The sequence below is a fragment of the Mycobacterium sp. 852014-52450_SCH5900713 genome, from assembly GCF_001667075.1.
Taxonomy (GTDB): domain Bacteria; phylum Actinomycetota; class Actinomycetes; order Mycobacteriales; family Mycobacteriaceae; genus Mycobacterium.
In genome coordinates this window covers 26,828-46,513 of the sequence record NZ_LZIL01000006.1, presented here as the reverse complement: position 1 = coordinate 46,513, position 19,686 = coordinate 26,828, and the positions used below count along the sequence as shown (strand labels likewise).

Annotated in this window: 18 protein-coding genes; 11 read left to right on the top strand and 7 right to left on the bottom strand. The window is 69.7% G+C overall.

Annotated features, from left to right (window positions below; all coding sequences use genetic code 11):
* Positions 1-150 precede the first annotated feature (150 nt).
* A complete protein-coding gene (locus tag A5773_RS01885; RefSeq protein ID WP_067789145.1) occupies positions 151-1,443 on the top strand; it encodes a wax ester/triacylglycerol synthase domain-containing protein in 1,293 nt (430 codons plus the stop codon).
* 41 nt (positions 1,444-1,484) lie between these two features.
* Positions 1,485-2,612 carry a trehalose-phosphatase gene (gene otsB / locus A5773_RS01880; RefSeq protein ID WP_067789142.1) on the top strand — a complete coding sequence of 376 codons (1,128 nt, stop codon included), beginning with the start codon at positions 1,485-1,487 and terminating at the stop codon, positions 2,610-2,612.
* Here the strand turns inward: otsB and A5773_RS01875 are convergent.
* Positions 2,609-3,481: a MaoC family dehydratase gene (locus tag A5773_RS01875; RefSeq protein WP_067789193.1), complete on the bottom strand. Its 873-nt coding sequence runs from the start codon at positions 3,479-3,481 to the stop codon at positions 2,609-2,611. The genes otsB and A5773_RS01875 overlap by 4 nt on opposite strands.
* Positions 3,482-3,564: 83 nt before the next feature.
* Between A5773_RS01875 and A5773_RS01870 the strand changes: the two genes are divergently transcribed.
* From A5773_RS01870 to A5773_RS01850, 5 genes are read left to right on the top strand one after another with little or no spacing between them, the layout of a single operon-like run.
* A complete protein-coding gene (locus A5773_RS01870) occupies positions 3,565-4,278 on the top strand; it encodes a histidine phosphatase family protein (protein ID WP_066945506.1) in 714 nt (237 codons plus the stop codon).
* Between the two features lie 49 nt (positions 4,279-4,327).
* The gene (locus tag A5773_RS01865) at positions 4,328-6,325 is read left to right on the top strand and encodes an SDR family oxidoreductase (protein ID WP_066945510.1); all 1,998 of its coding nucleotides are present in this window, start codon (positions 4,328-4,330) and stop codon (positions 6,323-6,325) included.
* 43 nt (positions 6,326-6,368) lie between these two features.
* Positions 6,369-7,112, top strand: a complete 744-nt coding sequence (locus A5773_RS01860) for a 2OG-Fe dioxygenase family protein (protein ID WP_066945513.1) — start codon at positions 6,369-6,371, stop codon at positions 7,110-7,112.
* A 20-nt stretch (positions 7,113-7,132) separates the two neighbouring features.
* Positions 7,133-8,164 (top strand): nucleoside hydrolase, encoded by a 1,032-nt coding sequence (locus A5773_RS01855; RefSeq protein WP_082948041.1) that lies wholly within the window; start codon positions 7,133-7,135, stop codon positions 8,162-8,164.
* Positions 8,161-8,619, top strand: coding sequence for a hypothetical protein (locus A5773_RS01850; RefSeq protein ID WP_066945516.1), 459 nt, complete (start codon positions 8,161-8,163; stop codon positions 8,617-8,619). The genes A5773_RS01855 and A5773_RS01850 overlap by 4 nt, the downstream gene beginning before the upstream one ends.
* A gap of 91 nt (positions 8,620-8,710) precedes the next feature.
* On the opposite strand, the gene cmaA1 is transcribed toward A5773_RS01850, so the two are convergent.
* The 5 genes from cmaA1 to A5773_RS01825 form a co-directional block, all read right to left on the bottom strand.
* Entirely contained in the window at positions 8,711-9,598 is an 888-nt protein-coding gene (gene cmaA1 / locus A5773_RS01845) for a cyclopropane mycolic acid synthase CmaA1 (protein ID WP_066945519.1), read from the bottom strand.
* Positions 9,599-9,705: 107 nt separating this feature from the next.
* The gene (locus A5773_RS01840) at positions 9,706-11,247 is read right to left on the bottom strand and encodes a DNA polymerase Y family protein (RefSeq protein ID WP_066945930.1); all 1,542 of its coding nucleotides are present in this window, start codon (positions 11,245-11,247) and stop codon (positions 9,706-9,708) included.
* A 38-nt stretch (positions 11,248-11,285) separates the two neighbouring features.
* Positions 11,286-11,975, bottom strand: a complete 690-nt coding sequence (locus A5773_RS01835) for a hypothetical protein (RefSeq protein WP_067263384.1) — start codon at positions 11,973-11,975, stop codon at positions 11,286-11,288.
* 170 nt (positions 11,976-12,145) lie between these two features.
* Positions 12,146-13,714, bottom strand: coding sequence for a glutamine-hydrolyzing GMP synthase (guaA, locus tag A5773_RS01830; RefSeq protein ID WP_197505422.1), 1,569 nt, complete (start codon positions 13,712-13,714; stop codon positions 12,146-12,148).
* A 16-nt stretch (positions 13,715-13,730) separates the two neighbouring features.
* Positions 13,731-14,936 (bottom strand): acyl-CoA dehydrogenase family protein, encoded by a 1,206-nt coding sequence (locus tag A5773_RS01825; RefSeq protein ID WP_067263385.1) that lies wholly within the window; start codon positions 14,934-14,936, stop codon positions 13,731-13,733.
* Positions 14,937-14,998: 62 nt separating this feature from the next.
* Here A5773_RS01825 and A5773_RS01820 point away from each other — a divergent pair, with 62 nt between their 5' ends.
* Entirely contained in the window at positions 14,999-15,652 is a 654-nt protein-coding gene (locus tag A5773_RS01820; protein WP_067263388.1) for a TetR/AcrR family transcriptional regulator, read from the top strand.
* 3 nt (positions 15,653-15,655) lie between these two features.
* On the opposite strand, the gene A5773_RS01815 is transcribed toward A5773_RS01820, so the two are convergent.
* Complete coding sequence (locus A5773_RS01815) at positions 15,656-16,297, bottom strand: helix-turn-helix domain-containing protein (protein ID WP_066945535.1); 642 nt, start codon at positions 16,295-16,297, stop codon at positions 15,656-15,658.
* 79 nt (positions 16,298-16,376) lie between these two features.
* Here A5773_RS01815 and A5773_RS01810 point away from each other — a divergent pair, with 79 nt between their 5' ends.
* From A5773_RS01810 to A5773_RS01800, 3 genes are read left to right on the top strand one after another with little or no spacing between them, the layout of a single operon-like run.
* Positions 16,377-17,894 (top strand): MFS transporter, encoded by a 1,518-nt coding sequence (locus A5773_RS01810; protein WP_067789139.1) that lies wholly within the window; start codon positions 16,377-16,379, stop codon positions 17,892-17,894.
* Positions 17,891-18,709, top strand: a complete 819-nt coding sequence (locus tag A5773_RS01805; protein WP_066945537.1) for a methyltransferase domain-containing protein — start codon at positions 17,891-17,893, stop codon at positions 18,707-18,709. The genes A5773_RS01810 and A5773_RS01805 overlap by 4 nt, the downstream gene beginning before the upstream one ends.
* Positions 18,706-19,509 (top strand): class I SAM-dependent methyltransferase, encoded by an 804-nt coding sequence (locus A5773_RS01800; protein ID WP_067263391.1) that lies wholly within the window; start codon positions 18,706-18,708, stop codon positions 19,507-19,509. The genes A5773_RS01805 and A5773_RS01800 overlap by 4 nt, the downstream gene beginning before the upstream one ends.
* Positions 19,510-19,686 lie beyond the last annotated feature (177 nt).

Here is a 19,686-nt window from a genome sequence, read left to right as displayed (position 1 = left end):
AATGTTTGTTCGAATTGCCTCCGACCCAGGACAACCGTTGTTAAACCGATCTTCAACTCCTAAACAAGGTCTTAACGCCGAGGGCCTAGCCCGGGCACCAACCCGGGCAGACACTGGTACCAGGGCAAAAAGTCGACCGCGGGGGCGAGCATGGCGCAGGTGAGGGCACTGGATGCGGCGTTCCTGACGGCTCAAGACCCCGATCAGCACGCCGGCCTCGCAACCGGCGCGGTGGCCATCGTCGACGGCGGCGCACCCGACTTTCAGCGCCTCAAAAGTATTCTGGCGGAACGCATTCGGGTCGACTGCCCGGAATTCGACCTCGCCCGCCACGTGCGCCGAATGGCGATTCCCCGACCGGGCGACGACGCCGAGCTGTCCCGGGCCATCGCGCACGCCCTCGAGCGCCCCCTGGGCTCGGATCGTCCGCCATGGGAATGCTGGGTGATCGAGGGCCTCAAGGGCAACCGGTGGGCGATCCTGATGAAAACGCATCACCGCCTCCTGGACGGCGACTCGCCCGCCCAGCTGCTCACCAGGCTGTGCGACGACGCCGATGTCGCTACCTTTGCCAATGACCCCGCATCCCAACAGGTCCCGCGGCAGCCGGTGCGGCGACAGGGCTGGTCCGATGTGCTGTGGCGGGCGTCCTGGACTGCAACCGGCGCCGCCCTCGGCGCGGTATGGCCCGTGCTGCAGGCGCACGACCGGGTCGCCACTGGGCGGCGTTATGCCACAGTGCGGGTCCCGATCGCCGACGTCGACCGCGTCTGCCGCAAGTTCGCCGTGGCCGTCAACGACGTCGCGCTGGCCGCCACCAGCGAGGGCTTCCGGATGGTGCTGCTCGGGCGCGGCGAGGAGCCGCGGGCGGACTCGCTGCGTGCCCTGGTGCCGACGCCGATCCGTTCGCCGTATCTGCCGGTCGAAGGCGACGACCCGGTGCAGCGCTTGCGGACCGTGCAGACCAGGTGGAACGACAAGGAAACGGGCCCTCCGCCATCCGGGGGCATCGTCGGGTGGGTGCTCAATTCCTTGCCAACGGTGCTGCGGGACAGCGTCATCCAGTTGGTGACGCGGCTGCCGCAGCGCGCCATCGTCACGCTGGTGACCCATGCGCCCGGGCCCCGCCATCGGCTGCGCCTCATGGGCCAGACCATGGAGCGCTTGCTCCCCATTCCCCCGACCGACGTCCAGTTGAGCACCGGGGTCGCGGTGCTGAGCTACGGCGACGAACTCGTATTCGGCATCACCGCCGAGCCCGGTGCCACGTTTGACGTCAAGCAGTTGGCCGCCGGCATCGAACTGGGCATGGCGCGCCTCGTGGCGCTCAGCCAGGACTCGGTGCTGCTGTTCGGCGATCGCCGCCGCAAGCGGTCGCCGCGCGCGTTTCCCGGTCGCGCGCCGGGGGCGCGCCCACCCGCGCCGGGGCACGCGCGGCACTGACCCGCTCCCGGCCGGGCTGACCACCGTGAGAAGGTTGGGTCATGCCAGAGTCGGGGTCGGTCGTCATCGACCCGCGCCGCCATGACGCGGTGCTGTTCGACGCGCTCGACCCCACCCTGGACGGGCAACTGCGCGGGATCGGGGTCGGCACCGCGATCTTTGCCGACGACCCGGTGGAAGCGGCCCGCCGGCTGCGGGTGTTTCCCGGCCGGTGCGTGGTCGTCACCGCCGACGAAGCGGGCGTCGAGGCGGCGCGCGCCGGCGGATTCGCGCTGGTCATCGGTGTCGACCGAGGGCAGGGCGGCGCGCTGCGGGACGCCGGCGCCGACGCGGTCGTCGCCGACCTCCGCGAGGTGACCGTGCGCACCGGGGACCGCCGGATGTCACAGCTGCCCGACGCGCTGACGGCCCTCGACGACCTGGCCGCGCGGCGGCCGGCGGTGTTCTTCGACTTCGACGGCACGCTGTCCGAGATCGTCAACGATCCGGATGCGGCCATCCCGGTCGACGGCGCCACCGAGGCGCTGCGGCAGCTGGCCGAACAGTGCCCGGTCGCGGTGCTGTCCGGCCGCGATCTGGCCGATGTGTCGAGACGGGTTGGCGTGCAAGGCATTTGGTATGCCGGCAGCCACGGATTCGAGCTGACCGCACCCGACGGCACGCACCACCAGAACGACGCCGCCGCCGCGGCCATACCGGTGCTGGAGCGTGCGGCCGGCGAATTGCGCGAGCGACTGGGCTCCATCCCGGGTGTGATGGTGGAGCACAAGCGATTTGGGGTCGCGGTGCACTACCGCAACGCCGGGCGCGACCGCGTCGGCGAGGTGGCGGCCGCGGTGCGCGCGGCGGGCCGGCGCGACGAGCTGCGGGTGACCACCGGCCGCGAGGTCATCGAGCTGCGGCCGGACCTGGACTGGGATAAGGGGAAAACGCTGCGCTGGGTGCTCGACCACCTGACCGGGGCGGAGTCGGGTCCGCTCACGCCCGTCTATCTAGGCGACGACATCACCGACGAGGACGCGTTCGACGCGATCCACGACGGCGGCGTGCCCATCCTGGTGCGGCACGACGACGACGGCGACCGCGCCACCGCGGCAGAGTTCGCGCTGGACAGCCCCGCGCGCGCCAGCGAGTTCACCGCCCGGCTGGCGCGCGAGCTGTCCCGTTAGGCCTGCACGTACTCCACCGCACCGTCGTCGAGCACCACCCGCGTCCCGACGCCCTCGGCGCCGGACGCCTCGGTGCGGAACACCGCCTTGCCCGGCTCGGTGCGCCAGATCAGCGTGGTCAGCGTCTCGCCGGGAAACACCGGCGAGGTGAATCGCGCCGCAATCGAGGTGATGTTGGCTGCGACCCCGCCACCCAGCTCGGCGAGCAGCGCGCGACCCGTCACCCCGTAACTGCACAGCCCGTGCAGGATCGGCTTGGGGAAGCCGGCCATCTCGCGAGCGAACCACGGGTCGCTGTGCAGCGGGTTGCGGTCACCCGAGAGCCGGTAGATCAGCGCCTGGTCCTCCCGGGTGGGCAGCGCGACCCGGGCGTCGGGCTCGCGGTCGGGGATCTCCGGGGCCACCGGCCGCTGACCCGGCATGCCACCGAACCCGCCCTCGCCCCGGATCACCAGGGTGGTGAGCGTCTCGGCGATCAGCTTCTCCGAGTCGGGGTCCGTGCCCCGGCCGCGCAACACCAGGATCGCGTTCTTGCCCTCGCCCTTGTCCTGGATGTCGGCGACCTCGGTGACCACCGACAGCTTCCCCGCGGGTGGCAGCGGCGCGTGCAGCCGGATTTCCTGCGAGCCGTGTAACAGCATGGCCCAGTTGAACGTTCCGACCTTGCCGGCCGCCCCGAACGCCGGGCAGCAGATCACCGCATAGGTGGGCAGCACCTGCTGGTCGATGCCGTGGCTGTTCTCGGTGGTGAACGACAGGTCGTCGAGGCCGGCGCCGACGCCGAGCGCGTACAGCAGGGTGTCCCGGTCGGTCCATTCGAACAGCATCGGTTCGGTCACCGCGCCGACGGCACTCGGGTCAATCGCCATCTGAGTCTCCTTCGCCTCTATTTTCTCCACCTAACCATCGCAAACCCTTCCCACCGATGCCGTCGGCAGGGCAGGCTATCGACATGCCGAAGCGCAGCTTGGTCCGGAATGTCTCGAAGGCGGTCGCGGCGCTGACCGCAGTCCTCATCGTCGGTGCCTGCGGCGGATCGCCCCAGGCGCGCAGCATCACGGTGACGTTCATCCGGCACGCCCAGTCGGAATCCAACGCCAGCGGGATCATCGACACCTCGGTGCCGGGCCCCGGCCTGACGCCCGAGGGGCAGGGGCAGGCCCAACAGATCGCGCACCAAGCGGGCCGCAAGGACTACGACGGCATCTACGCCTCCACCATGGTCAGAACCCAGCAGACCGCAGCGCCGCTGGCCTCCGAGCTGGGCAAGCAAGTCGAGGTGCTGCAAGGCATCCAGGAGATCAACGCCGGTTGGTTCGAGGGCAAGCCGATCGCGCAAGAGAACGCGACGTACCTGTTGGCGCCGGCGGACTGGCTCAGGGGCGACATGCAAGACAGCATCCCGGGGTCGGTCAGCGGTAAGCAGTTCAACGAGGGTTTCACCGCCGCCATGCAGAAGGTCTACAACAGCGGCCAACACAATCCGGTGGTGTTCTCGCACAAATTCGCCATCGAGTACTGGACGCTGATGAACACGAAGAACGCCAAGGACACCCTGCTGACCAGCCACCCGCTGCCCAACACCGGGCGCGTGGTTATCACGGGGAACCCGATGACCGGCTGGACCCTGGTGGAGTGGGACGGCATCCGGGACTTCCACAGCTGACTGGATCAGTGGGTTGACGTGGGCGGTCGCCAGCCGCCACGATGGCTCCATGCGTTATGTCGTTACCGGCGGTACCGGGTTTATTGGTCGCCGCGTCGTCGACCGTCTGCTGGAGACGCGGCCCGATGCGCAGGTGTGGGTGCTGGTCCGGCGGCAGTCGCTGGGCCGCTTCGAACGGCTCGCCGCCGAGTGGGGTGAGCGGGCGAAACCACTGGTCGGGGTGCTACCGGAGCTGGAGCTGACCGACGAGACCCTCGCCGAGCTGGGCCGCATCGATCACGTGGTGCACTGCGCGGCCATCTACGACATCACCGCGGGCGAAGCCGAGCAGCGGGCCACCAACGTCGAAGGCACCCGCGCTGTCATCGAGCTGGCGCAGCGGCTGGGGGCGACGCTGCACCACGTGTCCTCGATCGCCGTGGCCGGCGACTTCCGCGGCGAGTACACCGAGGACGACTTCGACGTCGGCCAGCAACTCTCGACCCCGTATCACCAGACCAAGTTCGAGGCCGAGCTGCTGGTGCGGTCGGCACCCGGACTGCGCTATCGGATCTACCGCCCGGCGGTGGTGGTGGGCGACTCGCGCACCGGCGAGATGGACAAGGTCGACGGGCCGTACTACTTCTTCGGCGTCCTGGCCAAGCTGGCGCTGTTGCCGTCGTTGACGCCCATCCTGCTGCCCGACACCGGGCGCACCAACATCGTGCCGGTCGACTACGTCGTCGACTCGCTCGTCGCGCTGATGCACTCCGAGGGTTCCGACGGCCGCACCTTCCACCTGACCGCCCCGAAAACCGTTGGGCTGCGCGGCATCTACCGCGGCGTCGCCAAGGCGGCCGGGCTCCCGCCGGCGCGCGGGTCGCTGCCCGGCTCGGTCGCCGCCCCGGTGCTCAAGGTGCGCGGGCGGGCCCGGGTGCTGCGCAACATGGCGGCCACCCAGCTGGGGATCCCGGCCGAGGTTTTCGACCTCGTCGACCTCAAACCCACCTTCGTCAGCGACCAGACCCGGAAAGCGTTGCGCGGCACCGGCATCGACGTGCCCGAATTCTCCAGCTACGCGCCCCAGCTGTGGCGGTACTGGGCCGAGCACCTCGACCCGGACCGGGCGCGCCGCGACGATCCGAAGGGACCGCTGCGCGGCCGGCACGTCATCATCACCGGCGCGTCCAGCGGCATCGGCCGGGCGGCGGCGATCGCGGTCGCGGAGCGCGGGGCGACGGTGTTCGCCCTGGCCCGCAACGCCGAAGCGCTGGACGAGCTGGTCGCCGAGATCCGCGCCAGCGGCGGTGACGCCCACGCTTTCAGCTGCGACGTCACCGACTCCACCTCGGTCGAGCACACCATCAAGGACATCCTGGGACGGTTCGACCACGTCGACTACCTGGTCAACAACGCCGGCCGGTCGATCCGCCGCTCGGTGGTGAACTCGACCGACCGGCTGCACGACTACGAACGGGTGATGGCGGTCAACTACTTCGGCGCGGTGCGGATGGTGCTGGCGCTGCTGCCGCACTGGCGCGAGCGCCGCTTCGGTCACGTGGTCAACGTCTCCAGCGCCGGCGTGCAGGCACGCAACCCCAAGTACAGCTCGTACCTGCCCACCAAGGCGGCGCTGGACGCGTTCGCCGACGTGGTCGGCTCGGAGACGCTGTCCGACCACATCACCTTCACCAATATCCATATGCCACTGGTTCGTACGCCGATGATCGCGCCGTCGCACCGGCTCAACCCGGTGCCCGCGATCAGCCCGGAACGCGCGGCCGCCATGGTGGTGCGCGGCCTGGTGGAGAAGCCGACGCGCATCGACACCCCGCTGGGCACGCTGGCCGAAGTCGGCAATTACTTCGCGCCGCGGACGTCGCGGCGCATCCTGCACCAGCTCTATCTGGGTTATCCCGACTCGGCCGCCGCCCGCGGCTTGGCCACTGAACCGGCGGCGGCTCCACCGCGCAAACCGAGGCGCCCGGCGCGGGGCGTCACCCGCGGCATCCGGACACCGCGACCGGTCAAGCGCTTGGTGCGCCTGGTGCCCGGGGTGCACTGGTAGGTCAGCGCGTTTCGGGCGCGTCCGATTGCGGTATTCCGGCGCGATGACGCGGACTCTTTCGGGGAAGCGGGCCGACGCCGATCCGGTGGCCGCCGCGGCCCGCCAGGTCGCCACGACGGGCGCCGCGGTGGTGTCCTCGTTCGACATGACCCGAAGCCTGGGCGCGGGCCGCGAAGAATGGACCCGGTTCGCCCGGCACTGGCCGCATCTGGCCCCCGACCCCTACGCGGCGGAGCTTGGCGTGCAGCGGCTGCGCCGCTACGGGCAGTACTCGTTTCGCGATGGCCGGCTGCGCCCGATGCCTAGGCGCGCGTTCGTGCAGCCGGAGGACTCCAACCCGCTCTACATCGGCAGGGGCCGCGACTTCGAGCCGCTGACCGACGCGTTCGCCCGGGACCCTTTGTTGCACAAGGTGATAGGACTGCTGGCCCGGGTCGCCTCGGCGCTCGACGATGTGGCGGACTGGAACGTCAAGGTGCATCCGTTCCGCACCCGGTCGTCGACGGACGAGGGCGCGCATCCGACGCCAGAGGGCATGCACCGCGACGGCGTCACGCTGGTCACCTCGCTGCTGGTCGGACGGCGCAACGCCATCGGCGGCGAAAGCACGGTGTGCGACCTGGACGGCAGGCAGCTGCTGGCGACGACGCTGGCCGAACCCGGCACGCTGATGCTGGGCGACGACCGCCGCACCCTGCACGGCGTCTCCCCGATCCGGCCCATCGACGGCTCGGGCCCGGCGCAGCGCGACGTCCTGGTGATCACCTTCGCCTCGGGCTGGCGGTAAGCGTCGGTATCGTTGCGGCGGTGGCCCCAGTTTTCGTCGACGTCGACACCGGCGTCGACGACGCGCTTGCGTTGATGTATCTGTTCGCCAGCCCGGACGCTGATGTGGTCGGCATCGCCTCCACCGGGGGAAACGTTGGGGTGCAGCAGGTTTGCCAGAACAACCTGGGCCTGCTCGAGCTGTGCGGCGTCACCGGCGTGCCGGTCTCCAAGGGCTCCAAGGAGACCCTGACCGGGCCGATGCGCCTGCCGTCAAAGGTCCACGGCCCCAGGGGATTGGGTTATGCCGACCTGCCGTCCACGGATCGTCGCCTCACCGACCACGACTCGGCGACCGCCTGGGTGCGCGCCGCGCGCGCCTTTCCCGGTGAGCTCATCGGCGTGGCGACCGGCCCGCTGACCAATCTGGCGCTGGCGCTGCGCGCCGAACCGGCATTGCCGACGCTGCTGCGCCGCCTGGTCATCATGGGCGGTTCCTACGATCACCGAGGCAATACCACCGCGGTGGCCGAATGGAACATCAGCGTGGACCCCGAGGCCGCGGCCGAGGTACTGGCGGCCTGGGACCCCGAAACCGTTGGCCAAGAGCGTCTTCCGGTCCTATGCGGCCTGGACCTGACCCGCAAGGTGGCGATGACGCCCGATCACCTCGCCAGGTTGGCGGATGCCGCGGGGTCGACGGCCACGCCGATGAGCGCGGACGACGAGCCCGGCACCCGGTCGACGGCGTCCAACCCGTTGATCCGGGTGATCGAGGACGCGATGCGGTTCTACCTGGAGGCCTACCACGACATCGGCCACGGATACCAGGCACATCTGCACGATCCGCTGGCCGCCGCCGTGGCGCTGGACCCCGGGCTGGTCACCACCCGGCCCGCGACGGTCGACATCGAGCTGACGGGGACCCTGACCCGCGCCATGACGGTGACCGACTGGTCGGGGCGGCGGGAACCGAATGCGCTGATCGGGATCGACGTGGACGCGGCGGCCTTCTTCGACCGTTTCATCGAGCGGGTTGGACCGTTTGCGCGCCGGTTACCCTGTACGCCATGAAGATTCGTTTCATCGAGGTTCTGCGCGCGGGATGGGGCACCGTGCTGCTGGCCGCCCCGTCGGAGGTGCTGAACCACATCCACGGGGTGCAGGTCGACGGCAAGGCGCTCGTCGTCACCCGGATCCTGGGCGCGCGTCACCTCGCCCAGGCGCTGCTGTCGGGCATCAACCCCGGCCCGGAGGTGCTGGCCGCCGGCGTCTGGGTCGACACGGTGCACTCGATCACCGCTCTCGGCCTGGCGGTGGTCGATCGGCGCCGGGCGCGCGGCGGGGTGACCGACGCCGCCGTCGCGGCGTCGTGGGCGGGCCTGGGCTGGCGCCACCTGCGGGCGGGCAAGGCCAGGACGGACGGCGTTCGCGGGCGCGATCGGTTGGCCCGCACGGTCGTGGGTGCGCTGCCCGGCGGTGGCCCGCTGATGGCGCAGGCGCAGGCGGTCCGCGCCGAGCCGTCCTAGGGCGCGAGTCGTTCGCACCGGTGGGTGTGGGTGACGGCCACGGTCATGGCACCGGCGGCCGGTCCGCCTGGGCGCCCGCCGTGCATGAACGTCATTTCTGCAACGTGAACTGATTGACGTCGATGTATCCGATACGGAACATCTCGGCGCAGCCGGTCAGGTATTTCATGTACCGCTCGTAGACTTCCTCGGATTGCAGCGCGATGGCCTGGTCCTTGTGGGCTTGCAGTGCGGCAGACCAGATGTCGAGCGTCTTCGCGTAGTGCGGTTGCAGCGACTGGACGCGACTTACCGTGAAGCCATTCGCGGTGGCGCGTTCTTGCACCATCGGTATCGAGGGAAGCCGCCCGCCCGGGAAGATCTCGGTGACAATAAATTTGACGAATCGGGCGAATGCGAACGACATGGGCATGCCGCGTTCGACCATCTCCGTCGGATGCAGCCCGGTGATGGTGTGCAGCAGCATGATCCCGTCTGCGGGCAGCAGGTCATGCGCCAGGGTGAAGAACGCGTCGTAGCGGTCGTGCCCGAAGTGTTCAAAGGCGCCGATGCTGACAATCCGGTCGACGGGCTCGTCGAACTGCTCCCAGCCTCGCAGCAGAATCCTCGCGGAACGTGGGCTATCGGATTGGGCGATCAGCTGCTCGACGTGATTGGCCTGGTTGCGGCTCAGGGTGAGGCCGACGACGTTGACGTCGTACTTTTCGAGGGCGCGCATCATGGTGGCGCCCCAACCGCAGCCGACGTCGAGCAACGTCATGCCCGGTTGCAACCCAAGTTTGCCGAGGGCGAGGTCGATCTTGGCGATCTGCGCCTCTTCCAGCGTCATGTCGTCGCGCTCGAAGTAGGCGCAGCTGTACGTCTGGGTCGGGTCGAGGAAAAGCCTGAAGAATTCGTCCGACAAATCGTAGTGGGCCTGCACATCGTCGAAGTGCGGCGTTAAATCAGTACCCTCGGGGGGCTCCGACGTCGTAGGCATTGTGACAGCCTAGTCGCCGATTTGAGCATCCCGGAAACAGTGAAGTCTCCCGTTTGCTTCGGCATCGATACCGGCGAGGACGATGCAGTGACTAGGGATAAGCATCATTACTCGTAGCTGCCCTCGAGGTACCAGCGCCGCTGGCGATAGCACAGCAGAAACGCCCGCTCGCCCTCCAGCAGGACCTGCGCGCGGGCGGTTCGGCCCTTTCCGACGTCGGGATCCCACCACCGCTCGTCGACCGGCCACGGCCCGGCCCACCAGTCCAGCCGCTCGTCCCGGCCGTGCACGGTCAGCCGCGCCGGGTCGGCGGAGAACAGCCCCCGACTCGTCACCCGTACCGGGTTCCCTTGGGCGTCAAGCATTTCCACCGGATCGTCGAGCAGTACCGCCGGTGCCGGCTCGGGCAGCCGGCCGGGCCACGGCAGACCCGGGTCCGCCCGCGGAACCGGTTCGTCACCCAGCGGGGTCAACGTGATGCGTTCGGCCGGCCCGCGCCCGCCGGACAGCACCGGCACCCGCACCGCCTCCGGGCCGAGCAGGCCCTGCACCCGCACCAGGGCCCGGCGGGCCCGCAGCCGGTCCTCCTCGCCCAGCCCGCCCCACAGCGGCAACTGCAGCGCCCCCGCCGACACCACCTCGACGGCCTGCAGCCGCAACAGCGTCACCGCGGCCGTCGGGCGGGGGTTGCGCGCGGTCCGGCTGCTCAACCAGCCGTCCAGTTGCCAACGCACCCGGTCGGCGGTGGCGTCCTCGGTCAACGGCTCGGCGCACCGCCACACCCGTTGCAGTTCTTCGCCGTTGGCGGTGACGGCGTGAATGGCCAGCCGGGTGCAGCCCACCCCGGCGGCCATCAGCGTCCGGTGCAGCGCGGCGGCCAGCGAGCGCCCGGCGAAGGCTGCGGCGTCGACCCGGTCGATCGGCGGGTCGCAGTCCAGCACGGCCTCCAGCTCCTCCGGCGGCTCCCGGCCGGACGGCCCCCGTTCGGGTTCGCCGCGGGCCAACCGGTGCGCGGTCACCCCGTCGGCGCCGAACCGGGACGCCACGTCGGTGGCCGACAGCGCGGCGAACTGCCCGACGGTGCGAATTCCCATCCGCCACAACAGGTCCGTCAACTCTTCCCGCCCCGGGCCGCACAGGCTGGGCTCGGTGGCGAGCTGGCGGATCGAGAGCACCGACAGAAACTTCGCGTCGCCGCCCGGCGGGACAATCCGGCCCGCCCGCGCGGCGAAGACCGCGGTGGACAACTGGTCGGCGATCCCGACCTGGCACTCGGCGCCGGCCGCTGAACTCACAGCCACCGCGTCGATCAGCCGCTCGGCGGCATCAGCCTCGGAGCCGAAATAGCGGGCCGCCCCGCGTACCGGCAACACCAAGAGCCCGGGCCGCAGCACCTCGGCGCGCGGCACCAGGTCGTCCACCGCCGCAACGACCCCCTCGAAGAAGCGGGCGTCGCGGTCCGCGTCGGCGGCGCCAACGTGCAGCTGCGGGCACCGGGCCGCCGCCTCCCGGCGCCGCAGCCCCCGGCGCACTCCCGCCGCACGGGCGGCCGCCGAGCAGGCGATCACCCGGTTGGCCAGTGTGACCGCCACCGGGGCGGTCGCGGGCAGACCCACGGCCGCGGCCGCCGCGACCGCGGGCCAGTCCATGCACCAGATGGCCAGCACCCGGGAAGCCACTTTAAAACTCACCCGGCTCGCGCTCGGGCGGTCACCCGTCGTCCCGCACACACCCCGCTGACCTGCAGCCGCACCCGGCTGATCCGCCCGAATCCAGGGCGACTTCCCGAAGTGAGCTCGTAGCCGCAGACCCGGGCCTCCAGCCGCGTGGGCGCGCCCTGCCAGTCGCCGTCGGTGACCAACACCGTGCACCCCTTGCTGCGGGCCCGCGCCACCACCGCCCGTGCCCGGGTCTGCGGCACCCGGCGCCCGCCCAGGCCGAGGACCACCAGATCCATACCGTCGACGAGCACCGCGGCCACCTCCACCGGATCGGTTCCGGGATCCGGTATCACCGCAACCCGGCTCAGATCCGCCCCCATCTCCGCGGCGGCCAGCAGCCCGATGTCCGGCTGGCCGACGATTGCCACGTTGCCGCCCGCCGCCGTCACCGCGGCCACCATGGCAAGCAGCAGCGACCGGGCGCCCGAGAGCACCGCCACCGTCCCGCGCGGCAGGGGCGCCGGCAGCGACTCCGCCAGCCACGGCGGCAACGCCAGCCGGGATTCCGATTCCGGCAGCAGGTCGTCGGCACAAGAGGCGTGGCCGGGTGCGGTCCCCGGCGCCTTCCCGGTGATCACGGCCATCCGCCGGCGCAACGATTCGAGCTGCTCAGCCCGGTTTTCCTGAGGGCGATCGGGGGCGAAAGCCGCAGTCATGACCGCCTCCTACCACCACTCCCGCACGACTATTTTCGAAAGTATGTTCGACTGATTGAGAGTAAACACCCGCCCTCCGACAACCGTCAAGAAACGGGAGGGGCGGCTTTATGCGATCGATACCGGTGGGGCGGATGGGTGTGATGTGGCGGCGCTTACCCGCCCACCGGTCACTCCCACTCGATCGTGCCGGGGGGTTTGCTGGTGATGTCCAGCACCACGCGGTTGACCTCGGCCACCTCGTTGGTGATGCGGGTCGAGATGCGCTCGAGCACCTCGTAGGGCACCCGGGTCCAGTCGGCGGTCATGGCGTCCTCGCTGGACACCGGCCGCAGCACGATCGGGTGCCCGTAGGTGCGGTTGTCGCCCTGCACGCCGACCGAGCGGACGTCGGCCAGCAGCACCACCGGGCACTGCCAGATCAGGTTGTCCAGGCCGGCGGCGGTGAGTTCCTCGCGCGCGATGGAGTCGGCGCGGCGCAGCGTCTCCAACCGCTTCGCGGTGACCTCGCCGACGATCCGGATGCCCAGACCGGGCCCCGGGAAGGGTTGGCGCGCAACGATTTCCTCCGGCAGGCCAAGCTCACGCCCGACCGCGCGCACCTCGTCCTTGAACAGCAGCCGCAGCGGCTCGACGAGCTTGAACTTCAGGTCGTCGGGCAATCCGCCGACGTTGTGGTGGCTCTTGATGTTGGCGGTCCCGCTCCCCCCGCCGGATTCCACCACGTCCGGATACAGCGTGCCCTGCACCAGGAAATCAACCTCAGACCCGGTGTCGCTCAAGATATCCCGCACCGCGCCCTCGAAGGCGCGAATGAACTGGCGACCGATGATCTTGCGCTTGCCCTCGGGGCTGGTCACTCCCGACAGCGCCTGCAGGAAGGTGTCGGCCGCGTCGACGGTGACCAGGTTGGCGCCGGTGGCGGCGACGAAATCGCGCTGCACCTGCGCGCGTTCGCCGGCGCGCAACAGCCCGTGGTCAACGAAGACGCACGTCAGCCGGTCACCGATGGCGCGTTGCACCAGTGCGGCGGCCACCGCCGAGTCCACGCCGCCGGAGAGTCCGCATATCGCGTGGCCGTCACCGATCTGTTCGCGCACCTGCTCCACCAGCGCGCTGGCGATGTTGGCCGGCGTCCACTCGGCGCCGAGCCCGGCGAAGTCGTGCAGGAAGCGACTGAGCACCTGCTGGCCGTGCGGGGTGTGCATGACCTCGGGGTGATATTGCACACCGGCCAGGCGGCGCGCCCGGTTCTCGAAGGCCGCCACCGCCGCGCCCGCGCTGCTGGCGACCACGTCGAATCCGTCCGGTGCGGCGGTGACCGCATCACCGTGGCTCATCCAGACAGGCTGGGAGTTCGGCAATCCCGAATGAAGTTCGCCGCCAACCACTTTCAGCTCGGTACGGCCGTACTCGCTGGTGCCGGTGTGGGCGACCGTCCCGCCCAGGGCCTGCGCCATGGCCTGGAATCCGTAGCAGATGCCGAACACGGGCACGCCGAGGTCGAACACCGCGGGATCGAGTTGCGGGGCGCCCGGCTCGTAAACGCTGGACGGCCCCCCGGAGAGCACCAGCGCCGCGGGCTGGCGGGCCTTGATCTCGTCGATCGAGGCGGTGTGCGGGATGACCTCGGAGAAGACCCGCGCCTCCCGGACGCGCCGGGCGATCAACTGCGCATACTGTGCGCCGAAATCGACGACCAACACGGGCCGCGGCGAGGGTGCTTCCACGGCAGCCAGCTTAGTGGCCGCGCCCTCACATCAGATGAGTCGGCTGGGTAATGCCGAAGCGGGTCCCGGCGTACCGCTTCAGGGCGGACGGGCTGAAGTACACGTGCTGACCGGCGGTGTGTAGATCCCGGAAGCAGCGTTGCAGCGGATGGCTCGCGTGCACCGCGCCCGCTCCGGTCAGGCCGAACGTCGCGTCGACCACTTGACGAGCCGCACGCATCGCCTGTTGGGCGGCCAGCTGGAAGCCGGCGCGCTGCTGCAGCGACGGCGGGTCACCGGCAAGGGCGGTTTCCCACAAGCCACCCGCCTCGTCGAGAACGAACGCCCGCGCCGACCTTAAACCGGCTTCGGCACGGGCGAACTCGACTTGGGCGGCGGGGTCCCCAGCGAGCGGCTCGAAGGTGCCGGCCCGCGTCTTGGTCGTCGCGAGGTCGGTGAATTCGTCGAGTGCGCGTCGCGCGATCCCGAGCGGAACGCCGACCAGGCCCACTCCCACCAGCGTGAAGAAGGGCAGTCTCCACAACGGCCCGTCCTGGCGCGCCGAGGCGAAGAACGGACTGATGGTGTGCTCTTCGGCAATGTGCAGATCCCGCGCGACCACGTCGTTGCTGCCGGTGGCGCGCAGCCCCAGGACGTCCCAGTTGTCGACGATCTCGGCGTCGGCGCGCGGAAAGAAACCGAGCCGCCAGTCCGGGCCCTGGTCGGCGATCATGCGCGGGGCCCGACCGTCCGCACCCTCGAAGACGAACATCCCGGCCAGCATCCATTCGGCGTGGCGACAACCGCTGGCAAAGGGCCACCGGCCGTCGACGCCGAACCGCCCGCGGCCATCCGGGACGGCACGCCCGGTGGGGGCGAAGACCGTGGCCGCCAAGAAGTCGGATTCCGAGCCGAAAAGCGCTGTGGCGACGGCGGGTTCGAGCCATGCGGTGAACGCGGGCGCGCCGGCACCGATGGCCGCGACCCAGCCCGTCGAACCGTCGGCACGCGCCAGTTCCTCGATCATGCGAATGAAGTCGATCGGGGGCAGTTCGAATCCGCCGAGCGAGCGCGGTTGAAGGGCACGGAAGATGCCGGCCTCGCGCAGCCGTTCGACCAGATCGAGCGGCAAGGTGCCGAGCGCCTCGGCGTCGTCGGCGCGCCGACTGATCTCGGGTGCCAAAGCCTGTGCTACGGCCGCCGGATGGTCGCCGGCCGACAGGGCGGCGGCGGGGCGTGTTGCGGATGTCATGCCACGCTCCCTTTCTTTTGATACAGTTGACTGTAATAGATATAGGAGCATGTATTCAAATCATGGCAGCTGTCAAGGATCAATCTCCGCGCCGCTACGACTCGACCCGTCGCCGCCAACAGGCCCAGCACAACCGCCATGCGGTGCTCGTGGCCGCCCGGCGGCGGTTTCTCGCCCAGGGCTATGCGGTGACGACCATCGCCGAGATCGCGCGGGACGCCGGCGTATCGGTCGAAACGGTGTACAAGGCGTTCACGACCAAGGCCGGCCTACTGAAGGCGCTTTTCGATGTGTCCGTGGCCGGCGACGACCAACCGATTCCGATGGTCGAGCGAGACGTCATCCAGAACGTGGCCAACGCGGCCGAGGCCGCCGACAAGCTGAGGCTCTACGCCAAGCACCTGGCCTCCAGCATGCCGCGCAGCGCACCGGTCCAGCTGCTCGCGCGCGACGGCGCCGCCTCGTCCCCGGACGCCGCGGAGGTGTGGAAGCAGATCAGGGGCGAGACCCTGACCGGCATGACGATGTTCGCCTCCGATCTCACCCGGACCGGACAGCTGCGGGTCAGCCCGAGAGAGGCGCGCGATGTTCTGTGGACGTACCACGCACCCGAGCTGTACGAGCTCCTCGTCCTCGAACGCGGCTGGTCGGCAACCCGCTACGGCAAGTTCATCGCCCAGGCGCTGACCGACGCCCTGCTCGACCGCCCGGGTTGAGGCCTACAGCGAGAAGGCCGCCCGCACCGCGTCGACGGATGCCGGGTCGCCCGTCACGGTGATTCGCCGCAGCGCCGCCGCGCGCTTGGCCTCGCTCGCGCCCAGGCGGGCGGTCACCAGATCCGCCGCACCGGCGGTGATCGTCACCGAAGGTTCACCGTGACCACCGGCTAGGCGGCCTTGGGTCACCGCGAAGTCGAATCGCCGGCCGTCGATCTCGGCCCGGCACGTCGCCTCCAACCCCGCCGCCTTGCCCGAGTCGAAGCCGAGCAGGATGCCGGCCAAAAACCCGTTGAGCGGTGACACCGCGCCGCCGCCAACCGGGTCCAACCGGTCCAGGCCGAACAACGCGACGCTTCTCAAGACGGGCAACGCCCGCTGCCAGCCCATGTCACTGAGGGTGTAGACGGTCCGGCCGATCGGGGCCGGCAGGTCGGCGCGGTCGACGACTCCCGCGTCCTGCAATTCTTTGAGCCGCTCGGCCAGCAGATTCGTTGCGATGCCGGGCAACTCGGCGCGCAGGTCCCCGTAGCGTCGGGGGCCGCCGACCAGCTCGCGCAGGATCAGCAGCGTCCAGCGCTCGCCCAACACGTCGAGCCCGAGGGCTATCGGGCAGTTCTGGTTGTAGGTCCTGCGGGTCGCCACCAGGCCAGACTACCAGCGGTAGACGTGATTTTCTATCAGTTACTTGATTTCTTTGTCTATTAGCTTTAGCGTCTTGTTCATGCGAACCGAACCCCTCCTACGGAACCGCCCCATCCCGGCGCTGGCCGTCATCTGCCTCGGGGTCTTCGTCATCAGCGTCGACGCCACCATCGTCAACGTCGCGCTGCCGACCCTGTCTCGCGAACTTGGCGCCGACACCGCCCAGCTGCAATGGATCGTCGACGCCTACACCCTGGTGATGTCCGGACTGCTGCTCTCCGCGGGCAGCCTCAGTGACCGCTTCGGCCGACGGGGTTGGCTGAACTCCGGGCTGGCGCTGTTCGCCGTAACCTCCGCCGTTGCGGCGCATACCGATTCGGCTACCCAGTTGATAGCGGCGCGCGCCGCCATGGGGGTGGGAGCGGCGGTGATCTTCCCGACCACCCTGGGCCTGATCACCAACATCTTCACGGATGCGGCGGCTCGGGCCAAGGCGATCGGCCTGTGGGCGGCGATGGTCGGCGTCGGGGTGGCCGTGGGGCCGATCAGCGGCGGCTGGCTGCTCGAACACTTCTGGTGGGGCTCGATCTTCATGGTCAACATCCCGATCGCGGCGCTGGCCATCGCCGGCGGCATCCTGTTCGTGCCGACCTCGCGCGACCCGGCCGCACCGCGCGTCGACGTCGGTGGCCTGCTCTTGTCGGCGGCCGGGATCACCGCGTTGGTCTATACGGTCATCGAGGCGCCCACCTGGGGATGGACCAACGGCCGGACCGCGATCGGGTTCGCCTCGGCCGCAGCGGTTCTGGCCGGGTTCGCGCTGTGGGAGTGGCGCAGCGACCACCCCATGCTGGACGTGTCGGTGTTCGTCGACCGCCGGTTCTCCGGCGGTAGCCTGGCCGTGACCGCCGGCTTCCTCACGTTGTTCGGCTTCATCTTCGTCATCACCCAGTACTTCCAATTCATCAAGGACTACACCGCATTTCAGAGCGGGGTGCGGCTGCTACCGGTCGCCGCCTCCATCGCGCTGGCCAGCATCGCGGGACCCCGGCTGGTGGAACGGGCGGGCACCACCGCCGTCGTCGCCACCGGCCTCACCGTCTTCGCGACCGGGCTGGCGTGGGCGTCCACCGCCGACGCCGCCACGCCGTACACCCAGATCGCCATGCAGATGCTGCTGCTCGGCAGCGGCCTCGGCCTGACCGTTTCGCCGGCCACCGAGGCGATCATGGGGTCGTTGTCCGCCGACAAGGCCGGGGTGGGCTCGGCCGTGAACGACACCACGCGCGAACTCGGGGGCACGCTCGGCGTCGCCATCGCCGGCAGCATCTTCGCGTCGGTGTACTCGGGACATCTCGGGACGGAGGCGCTGACCGGGCTGCCCGCGGACGCCATGCGCCACTCAATGGCACTCGCGCACAGGGTGATCGAGCAGTTGCCGGCGCAGCGGGCCGGTGGCGTCCGCGCCGCGGTCGACCGCGCGTTCCTGGACGGCCTGCAGGTGAGCTCGCTGGTCTGCGCGGGCATCGCGCTCGGCGCCGCGATCGTCGTGGGCTGGTTATTGCCGGCACGTCAAACCGAAAGGACAATCCCATGAACGCGAGCACATATGTCCTCGGCCACGCCGACGTGGAGGTGCGGCGGCTCATCCTGCAGGGCCGGCTGTACAACGACCACACCGAGCATGCGCTGCGGCTCGCAGGACTGCGCCCCGGCATGCGGGTGCTCGACATCGGTTGCGGGCCCGGCGACGTGTCGTTTGTCGCGGCTCGGCTGGTGGGTCCGACGGGAAGTGTCCTCGGCGTGGACGCCGCACCCGCGATGGTCGAGCTCGCACGCAACCGCGCCGCCGAACAGGGTCTGCGCACAGTGCAATTCACGCAGACCGCCGTCGATGCGATCGTGCTGGACGAACCGGTGGACGCGGTCATCGGCCGGCTGATCCTGATGCACCTGCCCGACCCGGCCGGCACACTGCGGCGGCTGGGCTCCTTCGTGCGCCCCGGCGGCGTTGTCGCCTTCTCCGAGAACGACATCACCGCGACGCGCAGCATCCCGGACCTGCCGCTGTTCGGACAGGTCACGGCGGGCATCGTCCGCGCCTTCGAGGCGATGGGCCTGTCCGCGCGGTTCGGCACCACGCTGCACACCGTCTTCGCCGAGGCCGGCTTGGGCGCCCCGCGCCTGACCCAGGGGACGCCCATCGGAACCGCCGCCGACGCCGACATCCTGGCCTACGCCGCCGAAGTCTGGCGGTTGGTCTCCCCGATCGCGGAGCAGGGCGGCTTCGCCATCGACGAGCTCGCCGACGTCGAGGACTTTGTGCCGCTATTTCGCCGGGAGGTGCTCGCGGCCGGCGCGCTGGTCATGATGCCCCCGCTCATCACGGCCTGGACGGAGGTCCACAGATGAACGAGACAGTCCAGAGCCAGTACTCGACCGGCCTGTCCCGACCCAACATCGAGCGCGCGCTGATGTCCGCCGGCAAAGACCTCGACCGGCTCGAACCCGCCGACCTGGGCATGCTGGAGGACTTTCACACGATGGGCCGCTTCGCCACCACTCAACTGGTGGATCTCGCGAGCATCACCAGCCAAAGTCGGGTGCTCGACGCGGGCAGCGGGATCGGCGGCACCGCCCGCTACGTAGCCGATCGGTGCGGTTGCACGGTGGCGGCCGTGGATCTCACCGACGAGTACTGCGAAACGAGCCGTTGGCTCAATCGCCTGGTCGGTCTCGACGACCGGATATCCGTCCGGCAGGCGGACGTCACCGACCTTCTCTTTGCCGACGGCAGTTTTGACGTCGTCATCAGCCAGCACGTTCAGATGAACGTCGCCGACAAGGCGAGCCTCTACTCCGAAGCGCACCGGGTACTGGCAACCGGGGGCCGGATTATTCTGTGGGACATCACGATTGGAAACCACGGCAAGCTGGAGTATCCGCTGCCGTGGGCCGATGAACCCGACCGCAGCCACCTGGTCACCCCCGACGAGTTACGCGCCGTCGTCGAGTCCGCCGGGTTCGCCGTCGAGCACTGGAACGACCTGACCGGGCAGGCGACCGAGTTCATGAACGCGCTGCTAGCCCAGCCCCCGACCCCGCTGGGTTTGCACGCCTTCGTCGACGACTTCGAGCTGAAGGTCGGCAATCTGACCCGCGCGCTGGCCGACGGACGGCTTCGGACCATCCAAGCAGTGTGTAGAAGGTGAAGGCCCTGGGCGCGGGCCGCTTCTCGGCCCTCGAGCGCCCAAAGGAAATGGTCGGGTCATCCGGGAAAGCCGTCGGCGTAGGTAACGAGCACCAGCGCCTGGTGGGCCGAGGTAGCGCTCGGATTGCTCCGCATGGTGGAGTGGGTATCGCTTAGCTAGTCCTCCCAAGGCCAGGAA